The following is an 18,520-nucleotide window of genomic DNA, read 5'->3' on the forward strand; positions in this document are numbered from 1 at the left end:
ACGCAGCACCATGGTAGACGCAAACACGGCCGTTCGGCCAGCGCCGGCATTGTTGCCGGCGCTTGGCGCCATGACCTCGCTGCAGGCGCTGGTGGCGCTGGCTCTGTTCGCGCCGGGCGTGGTGGCACCGCGCGCCCATATCGAGGTCTGGCAGCTCTCGATGTTTTCCTGCGCCGTGTTCGCCGTCGGCATTCCCGCCTCGTTCTGGGGCGGCGGCTTCATCGCCCGCCTGGGCTCGCTACGCATCGCGAGCCTCTGCGCGGCGGCGATCATCGCCAGCATGGCGCTGGCTTCGCTCGGCTCGACGGCCGCCCTGCTCGCAGCCGGCCTCTGTCTTGGCCTCGCCTTCGGACCGGAGACCCCCGCAAGCGCGGCGCTGCTGGCACGGCTCGTGACGGCCGAGCGGCGCGCGTTCGTGTTCTCGGTTCGCCAGACCGGAAACCAGATCGGCGCGGTCTGCGGCTCGCTGGTTCTGCCCGTGATCGCAATCTCGCTGGGACCGGCCTGGTGCTACGCAGTCGTCGGCGCCTGTGCGCTGCTGGCGACAGCATGGTTCGAGCGCCTGCGGCCGGCCTACGCCGTGAAGGTCGTTCCACTGCCAGAGCTTGGCCTTCGAACGCGGCTGGCACTGGTGACCGCGGACCGGCGCATCGCAATGCTGGCGCTGGCCTCGATGCCGTTCAGCGCGATGCAGGTGTCGCTCAATACGGTCTTCGTCACGCTCGGCACCCGCGAACTCGGCCTCAGCCATGTCGAGGCCGGCATGGCGCTTGCCTGCGCCCAGGCCGGCGGGCTGGTCGGCCGGCTCGGCTGGGGCCTCGTCGCAATGCGCCTCAACGCCTCACGCGGAGTTCTCGTCGTCATCGGCCTCGGCATGACTTTTTGCGCCGCGCTGCTCGGCCTCGACGGCGCATCGCTCGGACGGACGGGCCAGTTTGCGATTGCAACCCTGTTCGGCCTGACGGCCTCGGGCTGGAACGGTGTCTTCGTGGCCGAGATCGCACGCCTCGCCCCGCAGGACAGGATTGGCGAAACGACCGGCGCGGTGCTGACCGCATCCTATGCCGGCCTCTTGGCGGCGCCGGCGCTGGTGTCGCTCCTGGACGGCGCAGCCAGTCTCGGTGCCGCCTTCTTCGCCTTGGCGTGCCTCGCCCTCTGCGGCACATTGGCACTGATCTGGGGAGGCCATGACAAAGGGAAGAAATAACGCGTGCGAGATTGCGGCCGACGTTTCTGCCGGACGAACGAGTGCGGTCGAGACCGCCGAGGCCGCGCTTACGCGCATCGAGTCCGCCAAGGCGCTGAACGCGGTGGTGACGACCGCTCCCGCACGTACGCTTGCCGATGCCACAGCGGTCGAAGATCGCTTGCGTGCCGGCGAGACGATGCCGCTCGCCGGTGTCCCCGTCATCGTCAAGGACAACATCTGGGTCGGCGACTGGCGTGTGACACAGGGCTCGCGCTTGTTCGCCGAATTCGTCGCACCGCGGGACGCGATTGCGATCGAGCGGCTGCGCAAGGCCGGCGCCGTCGTCGTCGGCATCGGCGCAACGTCGGAATTCGCCTGCAAGGGCGTGACAACCTCGCCGCTGTATGGGCCAACGCGGCATCCACTCGATCCCACATTGACGCCCGGTGGCTCGTCGGGGGGCCCGGCCGCCGCGGTTGCGGCCGGTCTCGTGCCGCTGGCGATCGGCACCGATGCGGGCGGATCGAGCCGCAGGCCGCCGGCTCATGTCGGCGTCGCCGGGTTCAAACCGTCGTATGGTGCGATCCCCTATGGGCCCGGCTTCGCCGAACCGTTCTTCGGCCTCTCCGTCATCGCGCCGATCGCCACTGATGTCGCGGATATCGCGCTGGCGTTCGAGGCGATGGCCGGTATCGATCCGCGCGACCCGGATTCCGCCCCCATCGCTCAAGAGGCCAAAAACATCGCCGGTCTGCGCATCGCGTTCTCGCCACGGCTTGGGCTCGACGTCGCCGTTGATGATGTTGTCGCTCACGGGCTCGTTTTCGCCATCGCGCGTCTCTCCGCCGCAGGCCTCAGCATCGCGCAGCGCGATCCCGTCTGGCCGGCGGGCGCGACGGAAGAGGCCATCATGCCGCTGCAGCACGCCGGGCTCGCCGCACTCTATCGAGACGCGTTCCGCGAGAATCCGGCCGTCTTCGATCCTGACATCGCCAGGCAGATCGAGCGAGGGCTGTCGTGGTCGGGCGCCGACGTTGCCGGTGCGCTGCTGGCAAGCGCCGCGATCGCCAATGCTTTCGCTGCATTCTTCACGGAGGTCGATCTGCTGCTGGCGCCAACCGTGCCCTGTGTCGCCTGGCCATTCACCCAGTCCGGACCCGACTCGATCGGTGGCCGCGTGGCGAGTCCGCGCGCGCACGCGGCGTTAACTCCCTTTGTCAATCATGCCCGCCTGCCGGCGATTTCGATACCGTGCGGAACGGATCGGTGCGGACTTCCATTCGGTCTTCAGGTCATCGCCGCGCGCGGACAAGACCGCACGCTGCTTGAAGCGGCGCAAGAGATCGAGGCCATGTTGCGAACATAAGTCCGGCCGTCAGATGTCTCTTCCGACACGCCGATCCCCCTTATGGGCTTTCAACGGGCGCGGGGACGAGTAAGATGCTGTCTCGTGGTCCCGGAGGCGGAATGAGCCAGCGCAAGTTCATGGGACTTGGCGGCGGTGCGACAGCATCAGGGCCGGGCATTGCGCGAGCGAGCCAGCGATCGGCCAATGCAGCCGCCGAGCCCCCCTACGATGATGAGCAAGAATTCCCATTGATCATCGCGAACATGCCCGCAACCCCTCGCCAAAAGGCCTGGGCGGTGGGTGTCGCCGTCTTGCTCATCGTCCTTGCAGCGGCCATCGCGCCGTTCGCCCGGATCCAATTGGGCCAGATCAATGGTTTCGTTCCAGTATTGCAGACCGCGTTGGCCCTGGCCGAGTTTATCACGGCAGCCCTGCTGTTTGCTCAATTTTCGATCCAGCCCCAACGGGCACTTCTCGCACTCGCAAGTGGATACGTTTTCAGCGGATCGTTCGCATTCTTGCAAACGCTCGCTTTTCCGAACGGATACGCTACCGCAGGTGTCATTGGAAATGGACTGGATAGCCCCGCTTGGCTTTACGTGCTTTGGCACACGGCTTTTCCCGCGGCTATCCTGGTGTACGGATTCACAAAGGATCACTCCACCGCCGGCCGACCAGGCAGACCGGCGATAGCCGTGATCGTACTAGCCTTCGGCTGCATCGCTGCCACCGTGGCAGCACTGACGTGGATGGTGACTGCGAAAGCCGAATTTCTCCCTAGCTTCTACGTGAACGACGTCAGGCATCAGACGCCTCTCGGTAATCAAGTCAACCTGATACTTTTGCTTTGGAATGTGACTGCTCTCACCGTCCTGTTTGCGCGCATGCGCACCATTCTTGACGTTTGGCTGATGGTGACTTTGCTCGCCTACTTGCCGAACTTTCTGGTAGCGATCATCGGCAGCTCGGTTCGCTTCACCATCGGTTGGTACGCAGCACGCGGTTTCGTTCTGATCGGCAGTTGCATGTTGCTGACCGTATTGCTCATCGAAACGATGTTTATCTATTCGCGCCTTGCCAGCGTCATTGCCCTGCAGCGACGCGAACGAGCGAACCGGCTTCTCAGCATCGACGCGGTCACTGGCGCGATCGCCCATGAGCTGAGATCGCCATTGGGGGCCATCTCGCTCAATGCTGCGACAGGGTTGAGTCACTTGCGAGCTGCCTCCCCTGAACTCGAGGAACTCGAGAACATCCTCTGTGACATCGAAGCCGACGGCGGTCGGGCGGCTGACATCATATCGAGCATTCGCGAGATGACAATCAAAACGGCGCGCGGCGGCGCTTCGGCAAACGTCGCGGACATCGCGGAGCTTACGCTGAGACTGTTGAAGCACGATCTCCTGGCCAATGGCGTATCAGTGACGATGGAGCTTCAGGGCAACATACCTCCAGTCGCACTGGACGGCACTGAGCTTCAGCAGATTGTCCTGAACCTCTGCAAAAACGCGATTGACGCAATGAGCTCTGTCCCCGCCGACCAACGAGAGCTCCGTCTGAAAACTGCCCTCGATGGTGGTACAGCGGTTCATTTGTCCGTCGAGGACTCGGGCACCGGCATCACACCGCGTCATCAAGAGCGCATCTTCGACCCTTTCTTTACGACGAAGCAAGGCGGTATGGGGTTGGGACTGGCCATCTCCTCCAACCTGGTTGCAAGGTGCGGAGGAAGGTTGAGGCTGGTCAAATCGGATGTCAGGGGCTCCGTTTTCGAGTTGGAGATGCCAATCTCCGCTCCCACTTCGTCGCAATGACGCTCCGAGACCGTCACGATCGTTCCGCCTTTCGCTCACTTCATAGAGATCATGATCGTGCTGAGGTTGGCGACCGATACGAGGGTGCCAGACGCACTATCTGCGTGCGTCGCTCAGGGTTTTGCACCATCGACCTTCTTCCAGGTCTGGTCCGGATCGAATGCAGTCATGCGGGAAACGAGAACCTTGGTCCGATAACCGAGATCCTTCTGGTAGATAACGCCCGCATGGTTGACCAGGAAGGTCATGACGCCGGAGTTGCCGTACTCGGCAGGCCAGGCGACCAGTGCAAAACCTCCGATCATCTTGCCCTTGACCACATAGTTGAGCGCGCCGCCTGGCGCGTTCGACCCCTGCCCCTTCAGGATCCGGAAATAATAGCCGTGATAGGGCGCCGCACCCTCCTCGGCCTTGTAGCCTTCAGCCGAAGCCTGCGCTGCCAATGCGCCGAGTGGGCTCTGGTCGCTGTCGTCCCGCCAGAACAACCCGTCCTTCTTGCCCGCGCTGCTGACGATGCGCTGTGCGTACACGCCGGCCCCCTCGCCGCGATCCTTGTCGGCGTAGTCGTTCTCGGCATCGACAAACGCGAGGCTGGTCTGAATGGCGTCGAGCTCATTGCGGCCGATGCGGCGATACAGCACTTCGATGCGGCCTTCGGCGGCATCGAATTCCCAGCCGGTCCTGGAGTTGACGAGCGGGATCGGGAACGGGAAGTCGTCCGGACCCAACATCAGCATTGCCTTCTTGTTACCCTCCGCCTTGATCGAATGCTTGGCGTCGTACATCGAGGTAAAGCGTTGCCGGATGTCGACGTCGGCGACCTCATCACCGGACGAGACGATGTCCTCGGCAGCGCTGCCGAGGACTTTCAGGATGGCCCGGTCCGGCCCGCCTTTCACGGCGGCAGCGAGCGCCGCTGCCGCATCCTCCGGTGTCGGATAGGACTGCTGCGCCAGGGACGGCGAATTCAGGAGCGCTAGCGCCATGATGGCCGGCAACGCCGCACGATGAAGCGACTTCAAACCCATCATGGCGTCACCCCCGCAGGAATCCGCGCGCCGCTCTCGAGCCAATCGCGATAGGTACGGAATTTCAGACCGAGCTTTTCGTAATAGACCCGGAGATAGCCGTCGGCTCCGCGGGTGACGGCTTGTGGCTTCACCTCTTCGACTTCCTGCGCAATGACGCCGACATAGGCCCTGTCGCTGCCGATATAGCTGAAGCGATAGTAACCAAGGCCGCTTGCGAGATGGCCGAGCAGAACGACATCATGCTTCAGCCCAATATCGGAACGCCGTCCACCGCCACCACCACCGCGGCCACCGCCACCGCCACCCTGGAAGCCTCCGCCGCCGCCTCGGCCGGCGAAGCTCGCACCTCCGCCGCCGCCACCGCGCGGTCCCATGCTCGCCATGCTCGCCTGGCCACGGGCCGACGCTGCGGCCGCCGAGCGCCCCGACGACACGTTCAGGGCGCCGCCACCCCCGCGGTTCGCGGCCTTGGCGCCACCGCCGCCCTTGGCACCGCCAGCTTTAGAGCTGGCACTTTTTGCGCCAGCATTCTTGGCACCACCACCCTTGGCCGCGCGATCGCCACCAGCTTTGGCGCGATCGCCTCCCGCCTTGGCACGATCCCCCGCGCCTTGTCGGTCACCGCCTCGATCACCTGCGCGATCGCCGGCACGATCTCCTGCGCGATCTCCCGCACCTGACCGATCCTGTCCCGGCTTCTGCTGTCCGTCGCGGCCGCGGAAATCCATCCGGTCGGCGGCCCCGGCCTTTAGATTGCTATTGCCGAAGCGCTGCTGAACGTTGGCGTTGTTGTAGCGTACCCCTTGGCGATGCGAGGGATTGTGCTGCCAGCCATTTCCGATATTCGTGGTTCGGTGATTGACATAGACGCTGCGGTTGCCCCAGTTGCAGCCGCCGCCCCAATAATTGCCCCAGCGACCGATGGCCCAGGCCGTGCCGAAGGCGAGACCTGCCGCGACGACGCCTGCGCCGATGTAGGACGGGTAGCCGAAGTAATATGGTGGATACTCGGTGTAGGGCCACGCGCCGTAGACTGTCGCAGGCTCGTAATACGGCACATACATCGTATCGGGAACCGCCGGCTCAATCACGACCACCTGCCTGCTTTCCTCGGTCTTGACGCTCACCTTCTGCTGCTTGGTGGTCACCAGCTTCTTGTTGTCATAAGCCTTGGTCCGCAGCCGCTGGACCGCATCCATCACATCCGGCTGCTGTGCCAGCACGGCGTCGCCGAGCGCCTTGGTCCAGTCGAGCTTGTCGCTCATCATGGCCAAGACCTCAGCAGTCGAGGCCAGCGCCTTGATGCTGTCATCCCACGGCTGCTTCTCGACTTCAGTCTTCAGGACATCACCCTTCAGAGTCTTGCGCTCTTTCAGCCAGCGATCGGCCTGAACGACTTCCAGAGGATAGGTGGAAGCCGCGAGCACGTTGGCAAGCAACTCGTCGGGGTAGAGCGCAATCGGCGCGGCCAGAGCTTCGAGCTGCTCCGGTTTCAGAAGCTCTGCGGCTTGCGCGGGGGGATTTGCCTGCTGCGGGCTGGAGGCGGGCGCCTTATCTGCGGTCTGCGCCGCCGCCGCCAGCGGAATCGCGATCACGAGCGCAAGCGCCATCAAGGTCCTGCCGCAGCAAAACATCAGATCCTCCATACACATGTTCCGGCGATCATCAGACCCGAGAGCTGGCGTTTGTTGATCGAGATCAACGAAACGCTGCCTCATCCCCCGCGACGCCCGAGCAAGCTAGTCAATCAGCTCAGCCTCCATCAGCAATCGTTCCGGGATCGCCAGCCCAAGTGAGTGGACGGCTCTCACGTTGATAACGAGATCAAACCTTGTGGCGAATTGCACCGGAAGACTGCGGACCTCGGCGCCGCGAAGGATGCGAGCGACATAGCCAGCGCCGTCCCGAAACTGTTGCGTCAGGTCGGCGCCATAGGACATCAGCCCGCCATTCACAGTATAGAAGCGGACGGCGAAGATCGCCGGCACGCGGCGCTGGGCCAGCAACGGGATTGCCATGGCGCTCTGAGTACTGAAGAAACCGCCATCCGGCAGCACGACGAGCCCGCTACCATTCCGCGCCGCCGTCTCGATGACCCCTGCGATCTCGGCGCCGCTGCGGACGGAGGCGCCGGTAACCGTCATGCGCAGGCGACTTTCCACCTGGTGTGCGGCCTGAAGATAAAGGGGCGCATATGGCGCGGTCTCGGGATTGTACAGAAGCATCGCACTGCTCATGCTGGGCACCATGTCCTTCAACAGGCTCAGCCATTTCCCGCTCATGGCGTGCTCGTAAAGCGAGAAGCCGGTAAGATTGCTGGTCGGCCTTGCCAGATCGACGACGAGGCCTGTCCCGACCGGATCCGAGAGCCCGACAAAGATGATCGGAATGACCTGCGTTGCAGCCCGCAGCGCCCGTGTCGTCGCCGTGCTGGTCGCAAACAGCACGTCGGGTCCGGTGGCAACAAGTTCGCGAGCTTCACGTTCCTGCCATGTCGGATTGGAACCCGGCCAGCGCACATCGAGTCGGTAGTTCTGATTGGCGATCCAGCCGAGGTCGGCGAGACCCTGCTGAAAGGCATTGACGCGCATCTGAGCGCCGCCATCGCCCACCACATTGCCAGTCAGCACGCCGACCGACGGCATCGGCCGCGGTGCCCCGTCCTGAGCGTGCGCGAAAACCGGACAAGCGGCTGCAGCCCCGACCAAGGCCATGAACTCACGACGCTTCATTGCCCGTCCGCTATCCCCCTGATATCCCGCACCCTTCGCATGACGCGATTGCTGAAGGAAACGGGGTTGGCGGCCGGAGGGTTTGATCAAGATCAAGGTCGCTGAGCTTGGGTGCGGCCGTGATTCGACTTGGTCTGGAGTGACCACCGTCAGGTGCGGTCAACTGGCTGACCGAGCGCTTGCTCATGTCCGTTCGCGGACAACAGGATCCGACGGTCGTGAATCAGGCTCTGAAGACGATGCGCAGCGACATTCAATGTCGTGACATCGAGCGCATTCTCGTCTCCTGCAGCGGCCTTGGCGCGCTGGCCCTGGAGCACCCGGTCGATCTCGACCTCGATATCGGACAGTTCGGCCTCCGCCTCCGTCTTGCGTATCCGCGCGCCCAGCGCATACAGCAAGTCCAGGCCCCGTTCGTCCTTAGAGGGATCACGCACCTGAAGGAATTTCCAAGCCGCCGCCAATATGGAGATGAGGCCGCCGAAAATCATGGGCGCGAGGAAGATCACGTTTCCCCATTCGTCCAGAAAGCTCTGCTGCGTTCCGTTGTAGAATGCTGCGGCGCCAGGATGGACCGGGAGGAAGGCGTCCGAATCCGTGCTCGGCGCGGTCATTTGCGAGAGGATTGGCAATTCACCCAGCAGATCCCTGCGCGCCTTCATCAGCGCGTCGGCCAGGCCGCCCGCCACCTCTGCGCTGAGCTGCTTTTGCGCGACCACATAGAACGAAACCCGCAGCGTGGTGAGATCTTCGCTCGGGACGGGAGGCGAACCGCGCAGCGTGCCCTTCGGGACATCGAAGCTTTCATAGGCGCGCTGCTTTTCCGCGATGGCACCAGCCGCCTCGACGGGAAGGAGGACCGGCGCGGTCTTCGGCGTCTGCAGAAAGAGGCCGCGCAAGAGGGCCAGATACTTTTCCGCAAGGGGAACGACGATCAGAATCGCCCGCACCTCCTTGGTGTCGAGTGCCCGCCGCGCGTCTGCCGGCTGGAGATTGCGGAATGTCACGTTGGCGCGTCCAAGGCCGTATTCGTCGCTGAGGACGTCGACGACCTTGCGATTCATCTCGCTGCCGATCACGCCGACGCTGGTGCGCTTCAGACCAGCGATTTCGGTAATGGAGGAGCCCGGCGGCGCAACCAGCAGGACAACGGCATGGGCGAGAACCACGATAGCCTGCGCCTGCGATAGGTCGCCGACGTCGCCGCGGACGACAGCAAGCTCGACCTTTTCCGCCGCAAATTGCTCGGCAGCATCAACCGCGTTGGTGGTTTCCACCAGTCTGAGCCGGACCGGGGCGTTCACGGCGGCAAGCCGGCTTGCCAACGCCGATACCAGCCGTGTGGCTTCGCCATCCAGCGATCCGACCGCGATGGTCAGCGTCGTCGGGCGAGAGTACCAGCGGTAGCCGAACAGGCCAGCTCCAAGCAAGAGCGCGACAGCGCTGGCGACAATAAAGGAACGAAGCCAGATCGGCATTTTTGCGGGGACCATGTAGCGCTCATAGTGAATATGCGCTGGGCGGTCGGACTGGCTCATGACGCCAGACCGGCTCAACTGAGGCGCATTGCTGAACCGAAGTGCGATTCAAACCAAAGCGAAGCCGGTCAGTGCCCGCTCAGCACCAGCGTCTTGATCGGCAGCAGCAGCGCCTGAATTCGCAACAGCATGGCGTGCACGAGGCCGACGCCATCGACGACATGCAGGGCGACGGCACGAGCCGTGCCCGTCTCCTTCGCGGAGATCTCCTCGTGGTTGCTGGTATAGGCGTTGACGATGCAACTGCTGCCCGGCGTCACGCCGTCGAGGCCGCCCTTGTACAGCGGCTCCAGGAAGGCGAGTATTGAACCCGGCTTACGTGCATTCTGAGCTTCGATCAGTTCCTGGCCAGCCTGGACCTGGCCGGCGGCGATGTAATCCTGCACATCGGTGACAAGGAGCGGAATGATCACCCATGGCTTGGAGATGCAGGTCGCTTCTGCAACCATCCCTACCTTCACCACCCCCGCTTCAATCTGTCCAAACCCTGCCTGCAGCCTACCCCTGCCGGCATCCGCCGGTATCAACACGCCGGCTGGTCGCATGATCTGGGCAACGAGATCGCCAGTCCGAACGAGGAACTGTTCGACCCGCCCGTCGACGCCGGCGCGAACGAAGGTCTTGTCGAGATCGACCTGCGCTTCAGCTAACGCCGCCTGGCCGCTCGCTTTTTCAGCCGGCAACAGCGTTGAAAGCCGCAACATCGCCGACGTTTTGGACGCGGTGGCCGAGTCCACACCGGCCTGCCTCTGGTTGACCACGACCTGTAGTTTCTCAATATCGCGTTGCGGGACGATACCGGGATTGCGGCGCTGCAGCTCCGTCTTGACGTCCAGCTCGTCCTTGGCCTGCTGAAGGCTGGCCTTGGCTTCCTGGATCTGCGCTTCGGCCTTGACCACGTCGTTTTCGGCGCTTGTCATCGCGGCGTCGACCTCGGCGATCTTGCGCGTGGCCGTCTCCAAGGCGGCCTTCTGCTTCGAACTGTCCAGCCTGAACAGCACATCGCCTTTCTTCACTGCCTCGCTGTAGCCGACATTGACTTCCGCGACGCGGCCGGAGCCTTCAGGCAGGATGGGGACCGTCCGAAAATAGAGCGCGGCCGAAGTGGTGGACGGGTGAAAGTAGAAGATCATGGTGATCAGCGACACCGTAAGCATCAGGCAGCCGGTGATACCCCATCGCAATTCGTACCAGATGGAAAAGAAGGTGATTTCCTTGCCGAAACGTTTGCCTTGGGCATAACGGCGGTAGAGGTAGTCCGGCAGGATGGTCAGGATGGAGCAGAACATGAGCTCAAACATGGCTGTGCTCCTTCCCCTTGACGATCGGCTTCTCAACCGGCGGCAAGCCAGGGAGTTCGGGCTCGCGGCTCTCGCCGGGCGCGGCGTCGGCGATCCTCTCGACCGAGCCTGCGATACTCCGCAGCGGCGTGCCGAAATCCGGCAAGTCGATCATCGCGAGCAGAAGGCCGGCCACCCAGAAAATGTGCATGTGCGTAAAAAGCGAGATGATGCCGAGCACGGCCACGATCTCGAATTGCAGCTTCTGCGACTTGTGCGCCATTCGTTCGGGGAGGCTGTGCAGCTTCCAATAGAGCGTGCCAACCCAGAGTACGGTGCCGATCAGGAAGATCCCCATCACCACCATCAGCACGTCCGTGCCGCTTCCCGGCGCGAGGTAGAACGGCAGATGATGCGGGGCCATCGGATGAAGTTGCTCGCTCAATGGTCGCCTCCACGGAAGGGATCAGGGCGGTCTGCGCGCCGGCTCGTCACCGTGGCCGCGCAGGTGAGAAAATTGCTTGATATGAATCAAAGGTCCGAACGGCGCGAAACTTAGCTTAGCCCTGACTCCGATCCCACAGCAAGCCAGGAACGCACCAATCATGCCCGGCATCGATGAGCTCATTCCCAACGCACTGCAAATTCGCAAGGAAGCTGCGCTCGAGGAAGCCAGAAAGGCCGAGGAATATGTTCGCCTCGCCGCCGCGGCCGAAGCCGAGAAACGCGCTCTGATCGAACGGCTGAGCAAACCGTCGGGCAAATCCGAGGAGGAGAAAATCAAGCTCGCCTCGACCATCATCCAGCGCGCGGTTCGCAACGGCCTGACCGAAGTGCAGGTCTATCGCTTCCCGAACACCTTGTGCACCGACAAGGGCCGCGCGATCAACCAGATGGAGGCGGGCTGGGAGAAAACGCTGACGGGAATTCCAAAAGAGATCTTCGAACTCTGGACCGAATACCTCAAGCCGCGCGGCTATCGCATCGGCTACCAGGTCGTCGACTTTCCTGACGGCGTCCCCGGCGACATCGGCGTCATCATTTCCTGGGGCGACTGATCACGTTTCGGCCGAGTTAAGAGAAGGCGGAGCGGCATGGCAAAGGACGAAGCCTCAGAGCGGATGAAGCGCAAGGACTACGAGAAGGAGCTCGAAAAGCTCCAGATCGAGCTTTGCCATCTCCAGGATTATGTGAAGGAAAACAAGCTTCGAGTCATCGTCCTGTTCGAAGGCCGCGATGCGGCCGGCAAGGGCGGCACGATCAAGGCGATCACAGAAAAGGTCAGCCCGCGCGTATTCCGGGTGGTGGCGCTGCCGGCGCCATCGGATCGCGAAAAGACGCAGCTTTTCTTCCAGCGCTACATGAAGCAGTTTCCGGCCGGCGGCGAGATCGTGATCTTCGACCGGAGCTGGTACAACCGCGCCGGCGTCGAATATGTCATGGGGTTCTGCTCGCCCGCCGAGCACGATCGGTTCCTCGCGCTCTGCCCGCAAATGGAAAAGTACGCCATCGACGGCGGCATCATTCTGATCAAGATCTGGCTCGAGGTCGGGATGGAGGAGCAGGAGCGCCGCTTCAACGCCCGCATCGACGATCCGGTGCGGCAATGGAAGTTGAGTCCGATGGACCTCGAATCCTTCAAGCGCTGGTATGATTATTCGCGCGCGCGCGACCTGATGCTCAAGAAGACGAGCACGAAGGAGGCGCCTTGGTACATCATTCGCTCCGACGACAAGCGGCGGGCGCGGCTGAACTGCATCGCGCACATCCTGGCGGCGATCCCCCACAAGCGGATCAAGAAGGACAAGGTGAGGCTGCCGAAGCGTTCCGACAAAGGACGCTACAATGACCAGGCCGGCCTGCGTGGGATGAACTTCGTTACCGAGCGATATTGACGCCGCGCTCCCGGCTCGGCCCGATCACCTGACCATGCTGCTGAGGGTCCGTTGGACCCGTCAGCAGCACTTTCCTTTAATAGGGATACTGGTTGGGGCAAACCCAATTGCCGTACGTGTCCTGATAACAACCATTGTTGTAGTTGTTATTGTAGTACCCGTAGGCGCCCGCCGCGGCCGCACCGACGGCAGCAGCTCCGTAAGCCGCGCCTCGGTAGCCATATCGCGGATAGCCGGCGACGGGGCGGCCGGGACGACCCGCAACGGGGTAACCAGGACGACCCGGACGACCGGCGATCGGATGGCTCGGCCGCGGACCTCCTGCGTAATGGCGTCCGCCTCCGCCATGGATCCGCCCCGCGTGAACGGCGCCGCCACGATAGCCACCGCCATGAAAACCTCCGGCGCGCATGCCCCCTCCACCTCCGCGATAGCCACCACCGCCGCCCCGGCGGGCGTAGGCGTCATCTGGAATGAGCGTGGCTGTGAGAAGAACGAAGGCCGCAGCGAGAGCGAGAAGATAACGAAACATGGCATGTCCTCCCTCGATATGGGTGCCGTGATCCGCTTCGACGATGCCTCGCGGAACGCGGTTGCACCCGACCTGGCACTGATTTGCGGCCGGATCCCGACTTACGTGCATGAGAAAAGCAGCGCCATTCAAGCGCCGCGACCGCCGAAGCGGCGCGACTGCGGCTCTACCGCTTCAAAGCTATCGTCACGCCTCCCACAGCGGCTGACAGCTCGGCACCGACCTTCGGCCCGCTAAGCTGCAGAATCACGCCGTTGCCGTTTTGCAGCTGAACGGCACCTGCGCCGGCGGCGATGGCACCGCCCGCACCGCCGACAGCGTAGGAGCCTTCGAGCGACTCCGGCCCCCTCAGGTTGAGGGCACGACCGACCAGCTTGGTGGTCGAAGCGCCGATGGTGAAGCCGACGCTCATGCCCGAGACGGTGAAGGGGTATTTGTGGCCGCGATACAGCAGAACACCCTCGCCCCCACCGACGCCAACGATGAAGCCACCCTTGGTGAAGACAACGGCAACTTGGCCGGTCTCTGCCCGCGATGGCGTGCTGAATCCGGCGACGCCTGCCAGCGAGGCGACCAGGGCGGCATAGATAGCGACTTTTCTCATGACTTTTCTTTCCTCTGGTTTTGACGCCGAGCTATTGAGCCAGGATCATTGCGAAGTAGCCGAACACGGTGAGCAGAATGCCCGATACCGCGTAGCCGACCGGGAACCCAATCCAGGGCACGGAGCTCTGGATCTCCACCGCGGCCTCACGGCACGGCCCGGAGTGAGACCGCGCACCGGCGACGCCGCCCATCAGCACGGCCGGATTGATCTTGAAGACGTGGAAGCCGATCGCCCAGACGATGAACGGCGGAATCGTGCAGGCAATGAAGCCGGCAACGAAGATCTTCAACGCCACGGCCCCGGTCAGCTGCGCCAGTAGTCCGGCGCCGGCATTGATGCCGACGATGGCGACGAAGACCACGAGACCGAGATCCTCGAGCACATTGCGCGCCGCGTTCGGCGTGTTGCCGAAGAAGCGCAGCCGGGAAACCAGCGACGAGACGATCACGCCGGACAGCAACAGACCGCCGGCGTTGCCGAGGCCGATCTTGGCACCAAAGGCCGGGAATTCGATCATCCCGATCAGGAAGCCGATGATCATGCCGGCGGCGAGCGTCAACAGATCGGTCGAGGTGTTGGTCCGCGCAATGCGTCCCCACATCTCGCCGAGCTCGTTGACGGCCGACTTGATACCGACCACCGAGACGATGTCCATCCGCTGCAACTCGGTCTTGAGACCGGCGGGGATCTGCACGCCGCCACGCTCTACCTTGGTGACCTGCAACTGGCCGGCAATGGCCGTCTCGCGGAAGGATTCAAAGGTCCGTCCGGCCATCTCCTTGTTGGTGACAAGGATGTCCGCCTGATCCATGGGAATGCCGAGCGCCTTGGCGTCGGCGACTTCCGGCCCGATCAGGCCCATCTTGTCGGTCAGATGTTCGGTCGAGCCGCCGAGCGCGACGACATCGCCCTTTTGCAGAACGAGTTCGGGATCGGCGCCTTGGGGTTCTCCGCGCCGCACCACGTTGACGATGCGGTATTCGGGATTCATCGTGCGGAATTTGGCAATGCTCATGCCGACTTGGGCCGGATTGTCGAGCCGGTAGGCACGGAGGCCGAACTGCCGGTAACCGGTCAGGCCGCCACCCTCGAGGTCCTTGACGCCAAACTCCTGCTCGTACTGCTTGGCTGCCGCTTTGGCGTCGACCCCCCACCAGCGCGGCAGGTACTTGCAGATCAGGATGATGCCCACGGTGCCCCAGATGTAGGTGATGCCGTAGGACAGCGCGATCATGCCAGACGCATCCTCGGGCTTCATGCCTTCAGGGAGCTTCACCACACCCGAAGTGATAGCCTGCTCGGCCGAACCGATCGCGGCCGACATGGTCTGCGACCCCGCCAGCATGCCGCCGGCAGCACCAATTGGCAGCGCAAACAGCTTGGCGCAAATCACGACCAGCGCAAGTCCGACAACACTGGACACGAGCGCAAGGATGCAGAACTTGAGGCCGTCGCCTTTCAGGCTGTTGATGAAAGAGGGCCCGACACGAAGGCCAACCCCATACATGAACAGGTAATAGAACAGGCTCTTGGCAAAGTTGTTCAACTCGAGCTTCACGCCATAGATCGACGCCCACACAGATAAGCCAGCGCCCACCACGATGGCGCCGGCGACCATGCCGAGGCCGTAACCCTTGATGCTGGCCCGGCCGATCCAGACGGCGAGGCCAACGACGAAGAACAGCAACAGAAACGGGTTCTGCTGCAAGAACGTGAAAAAGCTCTGCATGTCCGTCCCCTTTTATTACGATGCAGCCTTCAGCTTCGGCGCGGCGCCGGGCTTGGGCCGGCCAATCTTCGCCAGGGCTTCGGCGCGTACGAGCTTCAGCCCTTCCTTGGCGTCGTAGCCGTGGATTTCCTTCACATCGAGCTTGCGCATGAAGTCGATGGTTTCCTGGGTGATGACCTGCCCCGGCACCATGATCGGGAAGCCCGGCGGATACGGGATCACGAAACTGGCAGAGACGAGGTCGGGACCGGCCTTGAGGCGACGGTCGATCTCGGGATCGCCGAGCCGGATGTATTCGCATCCCGCGGCGTCATAGGCCGAGTAGAAGCCGCTACGGATGTCACCCTCGTTGGTCTTGGTGCCGGCATCGCCACGGAAACTGTCGTGGAAGTGCGAGAAGTTCGGCAGATCGGGCACATCAGTCATCAGGCTCTTCACCCGCGCATCGAAGGTCTTCTTCGCATTGGCGCCACCCTGAACCAGCCCGCGATCGACCTCGCCCGCGATTTCGGCCAACACCCTCACCAGATGCGCGACGTCGCTGCGGGTATTGTTGATGTTGGACTGGAACAACACCGAGTTTCGCGATGTCTTGTTGATCTGGATGTTGTACTCGTTGGCCAAGATGCCCTTGAACTGCGTACCGTCGTAGCCGGCGGTGCCGCAGACCAACGTCATCCGGGTCGGGTCGAGGCAGAACTCGTCGTCGTCCAGGCTCTTCACGACGTTCGCCCAGTTCGTGCCGGCGGCCAGATAGTCGGTAAACCCGCTCTGGCGGTACTGCGCCGGCACCATCGCGTCCGCACCGAGAATCCGGAAGTATTTGGAGATCAGTGGATTGCTGTTGACCGCCTTGCGGATCGCGAACGCAATTTCGATCGCGTTGGCGACGAGACCGTAGCCCTCAAGCTCCATCTGGCGCCGCGAGACGTCGAGGCTGGCGATGAGCTGCTGGTTCGGGCTGGTCGATGCGTGCGTGAACACCGCCTCCTTGAACTGCTGCTCGACGGTGTGGAACTCGACGTCCTTGACCGACAGCATCGAACCCTGGCGGATCGCCGACATCGACTTATGGGTCGAGTTGGTCTGGTAGACCCGCAAGCGTATCTGGCGCGGGTCCGGGATCAGTCGGGTCTTGAGCAGCACCTCGTCCGACGGGTTCTTGCCGAGGTCGGCCTGCTGCTTCTCGTAAGCCGCGACGGATTTTGGATCGTGCATCCAGGCCTCGATCTCGTTCGCGGCGCCCATCGCTGTCCGCCGCCGCAGGAACGGCGAGAAGCGTGCAAAGCCGAACCAGGCCTCATCCCACAGGAAGATCAGATCGGGCTTGATTGCGAGGCATTCCTCCATCACCCGGCGGGTGTTGTAGATGTGGCCGTCAAAGGTGCAGTTGGTCAGGTCCAGCATCTTGACGCGGTCCAGCCGGCCATCGGCCCTCGCATTCAGCAGGGCCTGCTTGATGGTCTGCAGCGGCACCGCGCCGTACATCGAATACTCGGTCATCGGGAACGCTTCGACATAGATCGGTTGGGCGCCGGCCAGAACCATGCCGTAATGGTGCGACTTGTGGCAATTACGATCCACGATCGCGATGTCGCCCGGCCCGAGCAGCGCCTGCACCGCCATCTTGTTGGATGTCGAGGTGCCGTTGGTCACGAAGAACACGCGATCGGCGCCGAGCGCGCGTGCCGCCTTGTCTTGCGCTCTCTTGATGGTGCCTGTCGGCTCCAGCAGGCTGTCGAGACCGCCGGTGGTCGCGCTGCTTTCGGCCAGGAACAGGTTCAGGCCGTAGAATTCGCCCATGTCGCGGATCCAGTCCGACCTGAAGACAGATTTGCCGCGAGCGATCGGCAGCGCATGGAAAGTCCCGATCGGGCGTTGCGCGTATTTCTTGAGATTGTCGAAGAACGGTGTGTCGAAGCGATCCTGGATCCCTTCGAGGATGGAGAGATGGAGCTCGAGGAGCTCTTCGATGGAGTAAAATATCCGCCGAACCACATTGGCTTCGGGGTTCCCAGCCATTGTCTCCACGTCGCGATTCGACATCAGATAGATGTCGAGCTCGGGACGTACCCGCTTGATGACGTGCGCTAGCCGGAGCGCGGACGTGTCCGCCTCGTCATTGATACCCGCGGCGGCGGTCATGGTGCGGAGTATCGGCGCATCGTGACGCGAGCGCAGGCCGAACCCTTCGTTGATGACGACGGCGGCGATATTGGGGTTGAGCATCGTCGCGCAGAAGGCGTCTTCAAGGCTGCCGACGATCACCGGCTCATAGACGAAAGAATCGACCGGGCGCCGCAGCTTGCGCCATTCGGCGGCGAGTGCTGGCCATTTGTCGGAGGAGACGCCGGTGACGACCAGCGTTTCGAAATAGGGCCGTCGGGCTGCATGTGAGCCGAAAGTCGAGGACACAAGCTCGGGCGCATCGCCACTGCCGTCGTCCTCGGGATCCCAATCGCCGGCATGCTGGCGGAAGGATCTCGTCATCAGGGCCTGCGTGATGCGCGTCGCAAGGCTCAGTGAACCCGCCGCATCCCCCCCTGAGGCGGCCTCCCGCAGCGCCGCCATCAATTGCAGCCCGGGATAGCCGTGAAACTCCTCTATGACGGAGAGATCGGCCAGCGCCGCATCATACTTGGCGCGGTCGCCCCCGCGCGCCCATACCTTGGCCGCTTCAACCAGATCGCGCCAGTCGTCCGCCCGGCCGCCAGGCCCGGAAATGAACTGATCGATGCGCTTTTCTGCAGCCTTGGCGTCCTTGGACATGTCTTTCTCCGGATCTTTTTGCGACGTCTCAGCCGGGATCGTGATGCCCGCTCGCG

General features: G+C 63.0%; 15 protein-coding genes. 5 read left to right on the forward strand and 10 right to left on the reverse strand.

The annotated features are described in order from the left end of the window. The first annotated feature begins 10 nt into the window (after nucleotides 1-10). The 3 genes from AC0L3U_RS10320 (at nucleotide 11) to AC0L3U_RS10330 (ending at nucleotide 4,351) form a co-directional block, all read left to right on the forward strand. Entirely contained in the window at nucleotides 11-1,207 is a 1,197-nt protein-coding gene (locus tag AC0L3U_RS10320) for an MFS transporter (protein WP_473361668.1), read from the forward strand. Beyond that, nucleotides 1,188-2,555: an amidase gene (locus AC0L3U_RS10325; protein ID WP_473361669.1), complete on the forward strand. Its 1,368-nt coding sequence runs from the start codon at nucleotides 1,188-1,190 to the stop codon at nucleotides 2,553-2,555. The genes AC0L3U_RS10320 and AC0L3U_RS10325 overlap by 20 nt, the downstream gene beginning before the upstream one ends. 101 nt (nucleotides 2,556-2,656) lie before the next feature. Continuing rightward, on the forward strand, nucleotides 2,657-4,351 hold the full coding sequence (locus tag AC0L3U_RS10330; RefSeq protein ID WP_473361670.1) for an MASE4 domain-containing protein: 1,695 nt from the start codon (nucleotides 2,657-2,659) through the stop codon (nucleotides 4,349-4,351). Nucleotides 4,352-4,464: 113 nt separating this feature from the next. Here the strand turns inward: AC0L3U_RS10330 and AC0L3U_RS10335 are convergent, their stop codons facing one another. The 6 genes from AC0L3U_RS10335 to AC0L3U_RS10360 all read right to left on the reverse strand — a co-directional run bounded on the left by AC0L3U_RS10335 (nucleotide 4,465) and on the right by AC0L3U_RS10360 (nucleotide 11,356). Next, nucleotides 4,465-5,382, reverse strand: coding sequence for a DUF2950 domain-containing protein (locus AC0L3U_RS10335; RefSeq protein ID WP_473361671.1), 918 nt, complete (start codon nucleotides 5,380-5,382; stop codon nucleotides 4,465-4,467). Continuing rightward, nucleotides 5,379-7,016 carry a DUF3300 domain-containing protein gene (locus AC0L3U_RS10340; protein ID WP_473361788.1) on the reverse strand — a complete coding sequence of 546 codons (1,638 nt, stop codon included), beginning with the start codon at nucleotides 7,014-7,016 and terminating at the stop codon, nucleotides 5,379-5,381. Before AC0L3U_RS10340 ends, AC0L3U_RS10335 begins: the two co-directional genes overlap by 4 nt. A 105-nt stretch (nucleotides 7,017-7,121) precedes the next feature. Further along, the gene (locus AC0L3U_RS10345; RefSeq protein ID WP_473361672.1) at nucleotides 7,122-8,114 is read right to left on the reverse strand and encodes an ABC transporter substrate-binding protein; all 993 of its coding nucleotides are present in this window, start codon (nucleotides 8,112-8,114) and stop codon (nucleotides 7,122-7,124) included. A gap of 149 nt (nucleotides 8,115-8,263) precedes the next feature. Beyond that, the gene (locus AC0L3U_RS10350) at nucleotides 8,264-9,607 is read right to left on the reverse strand and encodes a TAXI family TRAP transporter solute-binding subunit (RefSeq protein WP_473361789.1); all 1,344 of its coding nucleotides are present in this window, start codon (nucleotides 9,605-9,607) and stop codon (nucleotides 8,264-8,266) included. 113 nt (nucleotides 9,608-9,720) lie between these two features. Beyond that, a complete protein-coding gene (locus AC0L3U_RS10355; protein WP_473361673.1) occupies nucleotides 9,721-10,953 on the reverse strand; it encodes an HlyD family secretion protein in 1,233 nt (410 codons plus the stop codon). Next, on the reverse strand, nucleotides 10,946-11,356 hold the full coding sequence (locus AC0L3U_RS10360) for a hypothetical protein (protein ID WP_473361790.1): 411 nt from the start codon (nucleotides 11,354-11,356) through the stop codon (nucleotides 10,946-10,948). The genes AC0L3U_RS10355 and AC0L3U_RS10360 overlap by 8 nt, the downstream gene beginning before the upstream one ends. A gap of 181 nt (nucleotides 11,357-11,537) precedes the next feature. On the opposite strand from AC0L3U_RS10360, the gene AC0L3U_RS10365 reads away from it, so the two are divergent. Then, entirely contained in the window at nucleotides 11,538-11,990 is a 453-nt protein-coding gene (locus AC0L3U_RS10365) for a hypothetical protein (RefSeq protein ID WP_085351234.1), read from the forward strand. A gap of 36 nt (nucleotides 11,991-12,026) precedes the next feature. Further along, on the forward strand, nucleotides 12,027-12,827 hold the full coding sequence (gene ppk2, locus AC0L3U_RS10370; RefSeq protein ID WP_473361674.1) for a polyphosphate kinase 2: 801 nt from the start codon (nucleotides 12,027-12,029) through the stop codon (nucleotides 12,825-12,827). A gap of 76 nt (nucleotides 12,828-12,903) precedes the next feature. Here the strand turns inward: ppk2 and AC0L3U_RS10375 are convergent, their stop codons facing one another. The 4 genes from AC0L3U_RS10375 to AC0L3U_RS10390 form a co-directional block, all read right to left on the reverse strand. Beyond that, nucleotides 12,904-13,359, reverse strand: coding sequence for a hypothetical protein (locus AC0L3U_RS10375; protein ID WP_473361675.1), 456 nt, complete (start codon nucleotides 13,357-13,359; stop codon nucleotides 12,904-12,906). Nucleotides 13,360-13,525: 166 nt separating this feature from the next. After that, entirely contained in the window at nucleotides 13,526-13,963 is a 438-nt protein-coding gene (locus AC0L3U_RS10380; RefSeq protein WP_085351231.1) for a hypothetical protein, read from the reverse strand. A gap of 31 nt (nucleotides 13,964-13,994) precedes the next feature. Beyond that, nucleotides 13,995-15,695, reverse strand: a complete 1,701-nt coding sequence (locus AC0L3U_RS10385; RefSeq protein ID WP_473361676.1) for an aspartate:alanine exchanger family transporter — start codon at nucleotides 15,693-15,695, stop codon at nucleotides 13,995-13,997. Between the two features lie 15 nt (nucleotides 15,696-15,710). Continuing rightward, nucleotides 15,711-18,464 carry a decarboxylase gene (locus tag AC0L3U_RS10390; protein WP_473361677.1) on the reverse strand — a complete coding sequence of 918 codons (2,754 nt, stop codon included), beginning with the start codon at nucleotides 18,462-18,464 and terminating at the stop codon, nucleotides 15,711-15,713. Between the last annotated feature and the right edge of the window lie 56 nt (nucleotides 18,465-18,520).

It is taken from the genome of Bradyrhizobium sp. Kon69 (assembly GCF_055807515.1).

Bases quoted from the DNA above. Each gene is read 5' to 3' on its own strand.
- AC0L3U_RS10320 (WP_473361668.1), top strand. From the start codon at position 11: ATGGTAGACGCAAACACGGCCGTTCGGCCAGCGCCGGCATTGTTGCCG.
- AC0L3U_RS10325 (WP_473361669.1), top strand. From the start codon at position 1,188: ATGACAAAGGGAAGAAATAACGCGTGCGAGATTGCGGCCGACGTTTCT.
- AC0L3U_RS10330 (WP_473361670.1), top strand. From the start codon at position 2,657: ATGAGCCAGCGCAAGTTCATGGGACTTGGCGGCGGTGCGACAGCATCA.
- AC0L3U_RS10335 (WP_473361671.1), bottom strand. From the start codon at position 5,382: ATGATGGGTTTGAAGTCGCTTCATCGTGCGGCGTTGCCGGCCATCATG.
- AC0L3U_RS10340 (WP_473361788.1), bottom strand. From the start codon at position 7,016: ATGTTTTGCTGCGGCAGGACCTTGATGGCGCTTGCGCTCGTGATCGCG.
- AC0L3U_RS10345 (WP_473361672.1), bottom strand. From the start codon at position 8,114: ATGAAGCGTCGTGAGTTCATGGCCTTGGTCGGGGCTGCAGCCGCTTGT.
- AC0L3U_RS10350 (WP_473361789.1), bottom strand. From the start codon at position 9,607: ATGGTCCCCGCAAAAATGCCGATCTGGCTTCGTTCCTTTATTGTCGCC.
- AC0L3U_RS10355 (WP_473361673.1), bottom strand. From the start codon at position 10,953: ATGTTTGAGCTCATGTTCTGCTCCATCCTGACCATCCTGCCGGACTAC.
- AC0L3U_RS10360 (WP_473361790.1), bottom strand. From the start codon at position 11,356: ATGGCCCCGCATCATCTGCCGTTCTACCTCGCGCCGGGAAGCGGCACG.
- AC0L3U_RS10365 (WP_085351234.1), top strand. From the start codon at position 11,538: ATGCCCGGCATCGATGAGCTCATTCCCAACGCACTGCAAATTCGCAAG.
- ppk2 (WP_473361674.1), top strand. From the start codon at position 12,027: ATGGCAAAGGACGAAGCCTCAGAGCGGATGAAGCGCAAGGACTACGAG.
- AC0L3U_RS10375 (WP_473361675.1), bottom strand. From the start codon at position 13,359: ATGTTTCGTTATCTTCTCGCTCTCGCTGCGGCCTTCGTTCTTCTCACA.
- AC0L3U_RS10380 (WP_085351231.1), bottom strand. From the start codon at position 13,963: ATGAGAAAAGTCGCTATCTATGCCGCCCTGGTCGCCTCGCTGGCAGGC.
- AC0L3U_RS10385 (WP_473361676.1), bottom strand. From the start codon at position 15,695: ATGCAGAGCTTTTTCACGTTCTTGCAGCAGAACCCGTTTCTGTTGCTG.
- AC0L3U_RS10390 (WP_473361677.1), bottom strand. From the start codon at position 18,464: ATGTCCAAGGACGCCAAGGCTGCAGAAAAGCGCATCGATCAGTTCATT.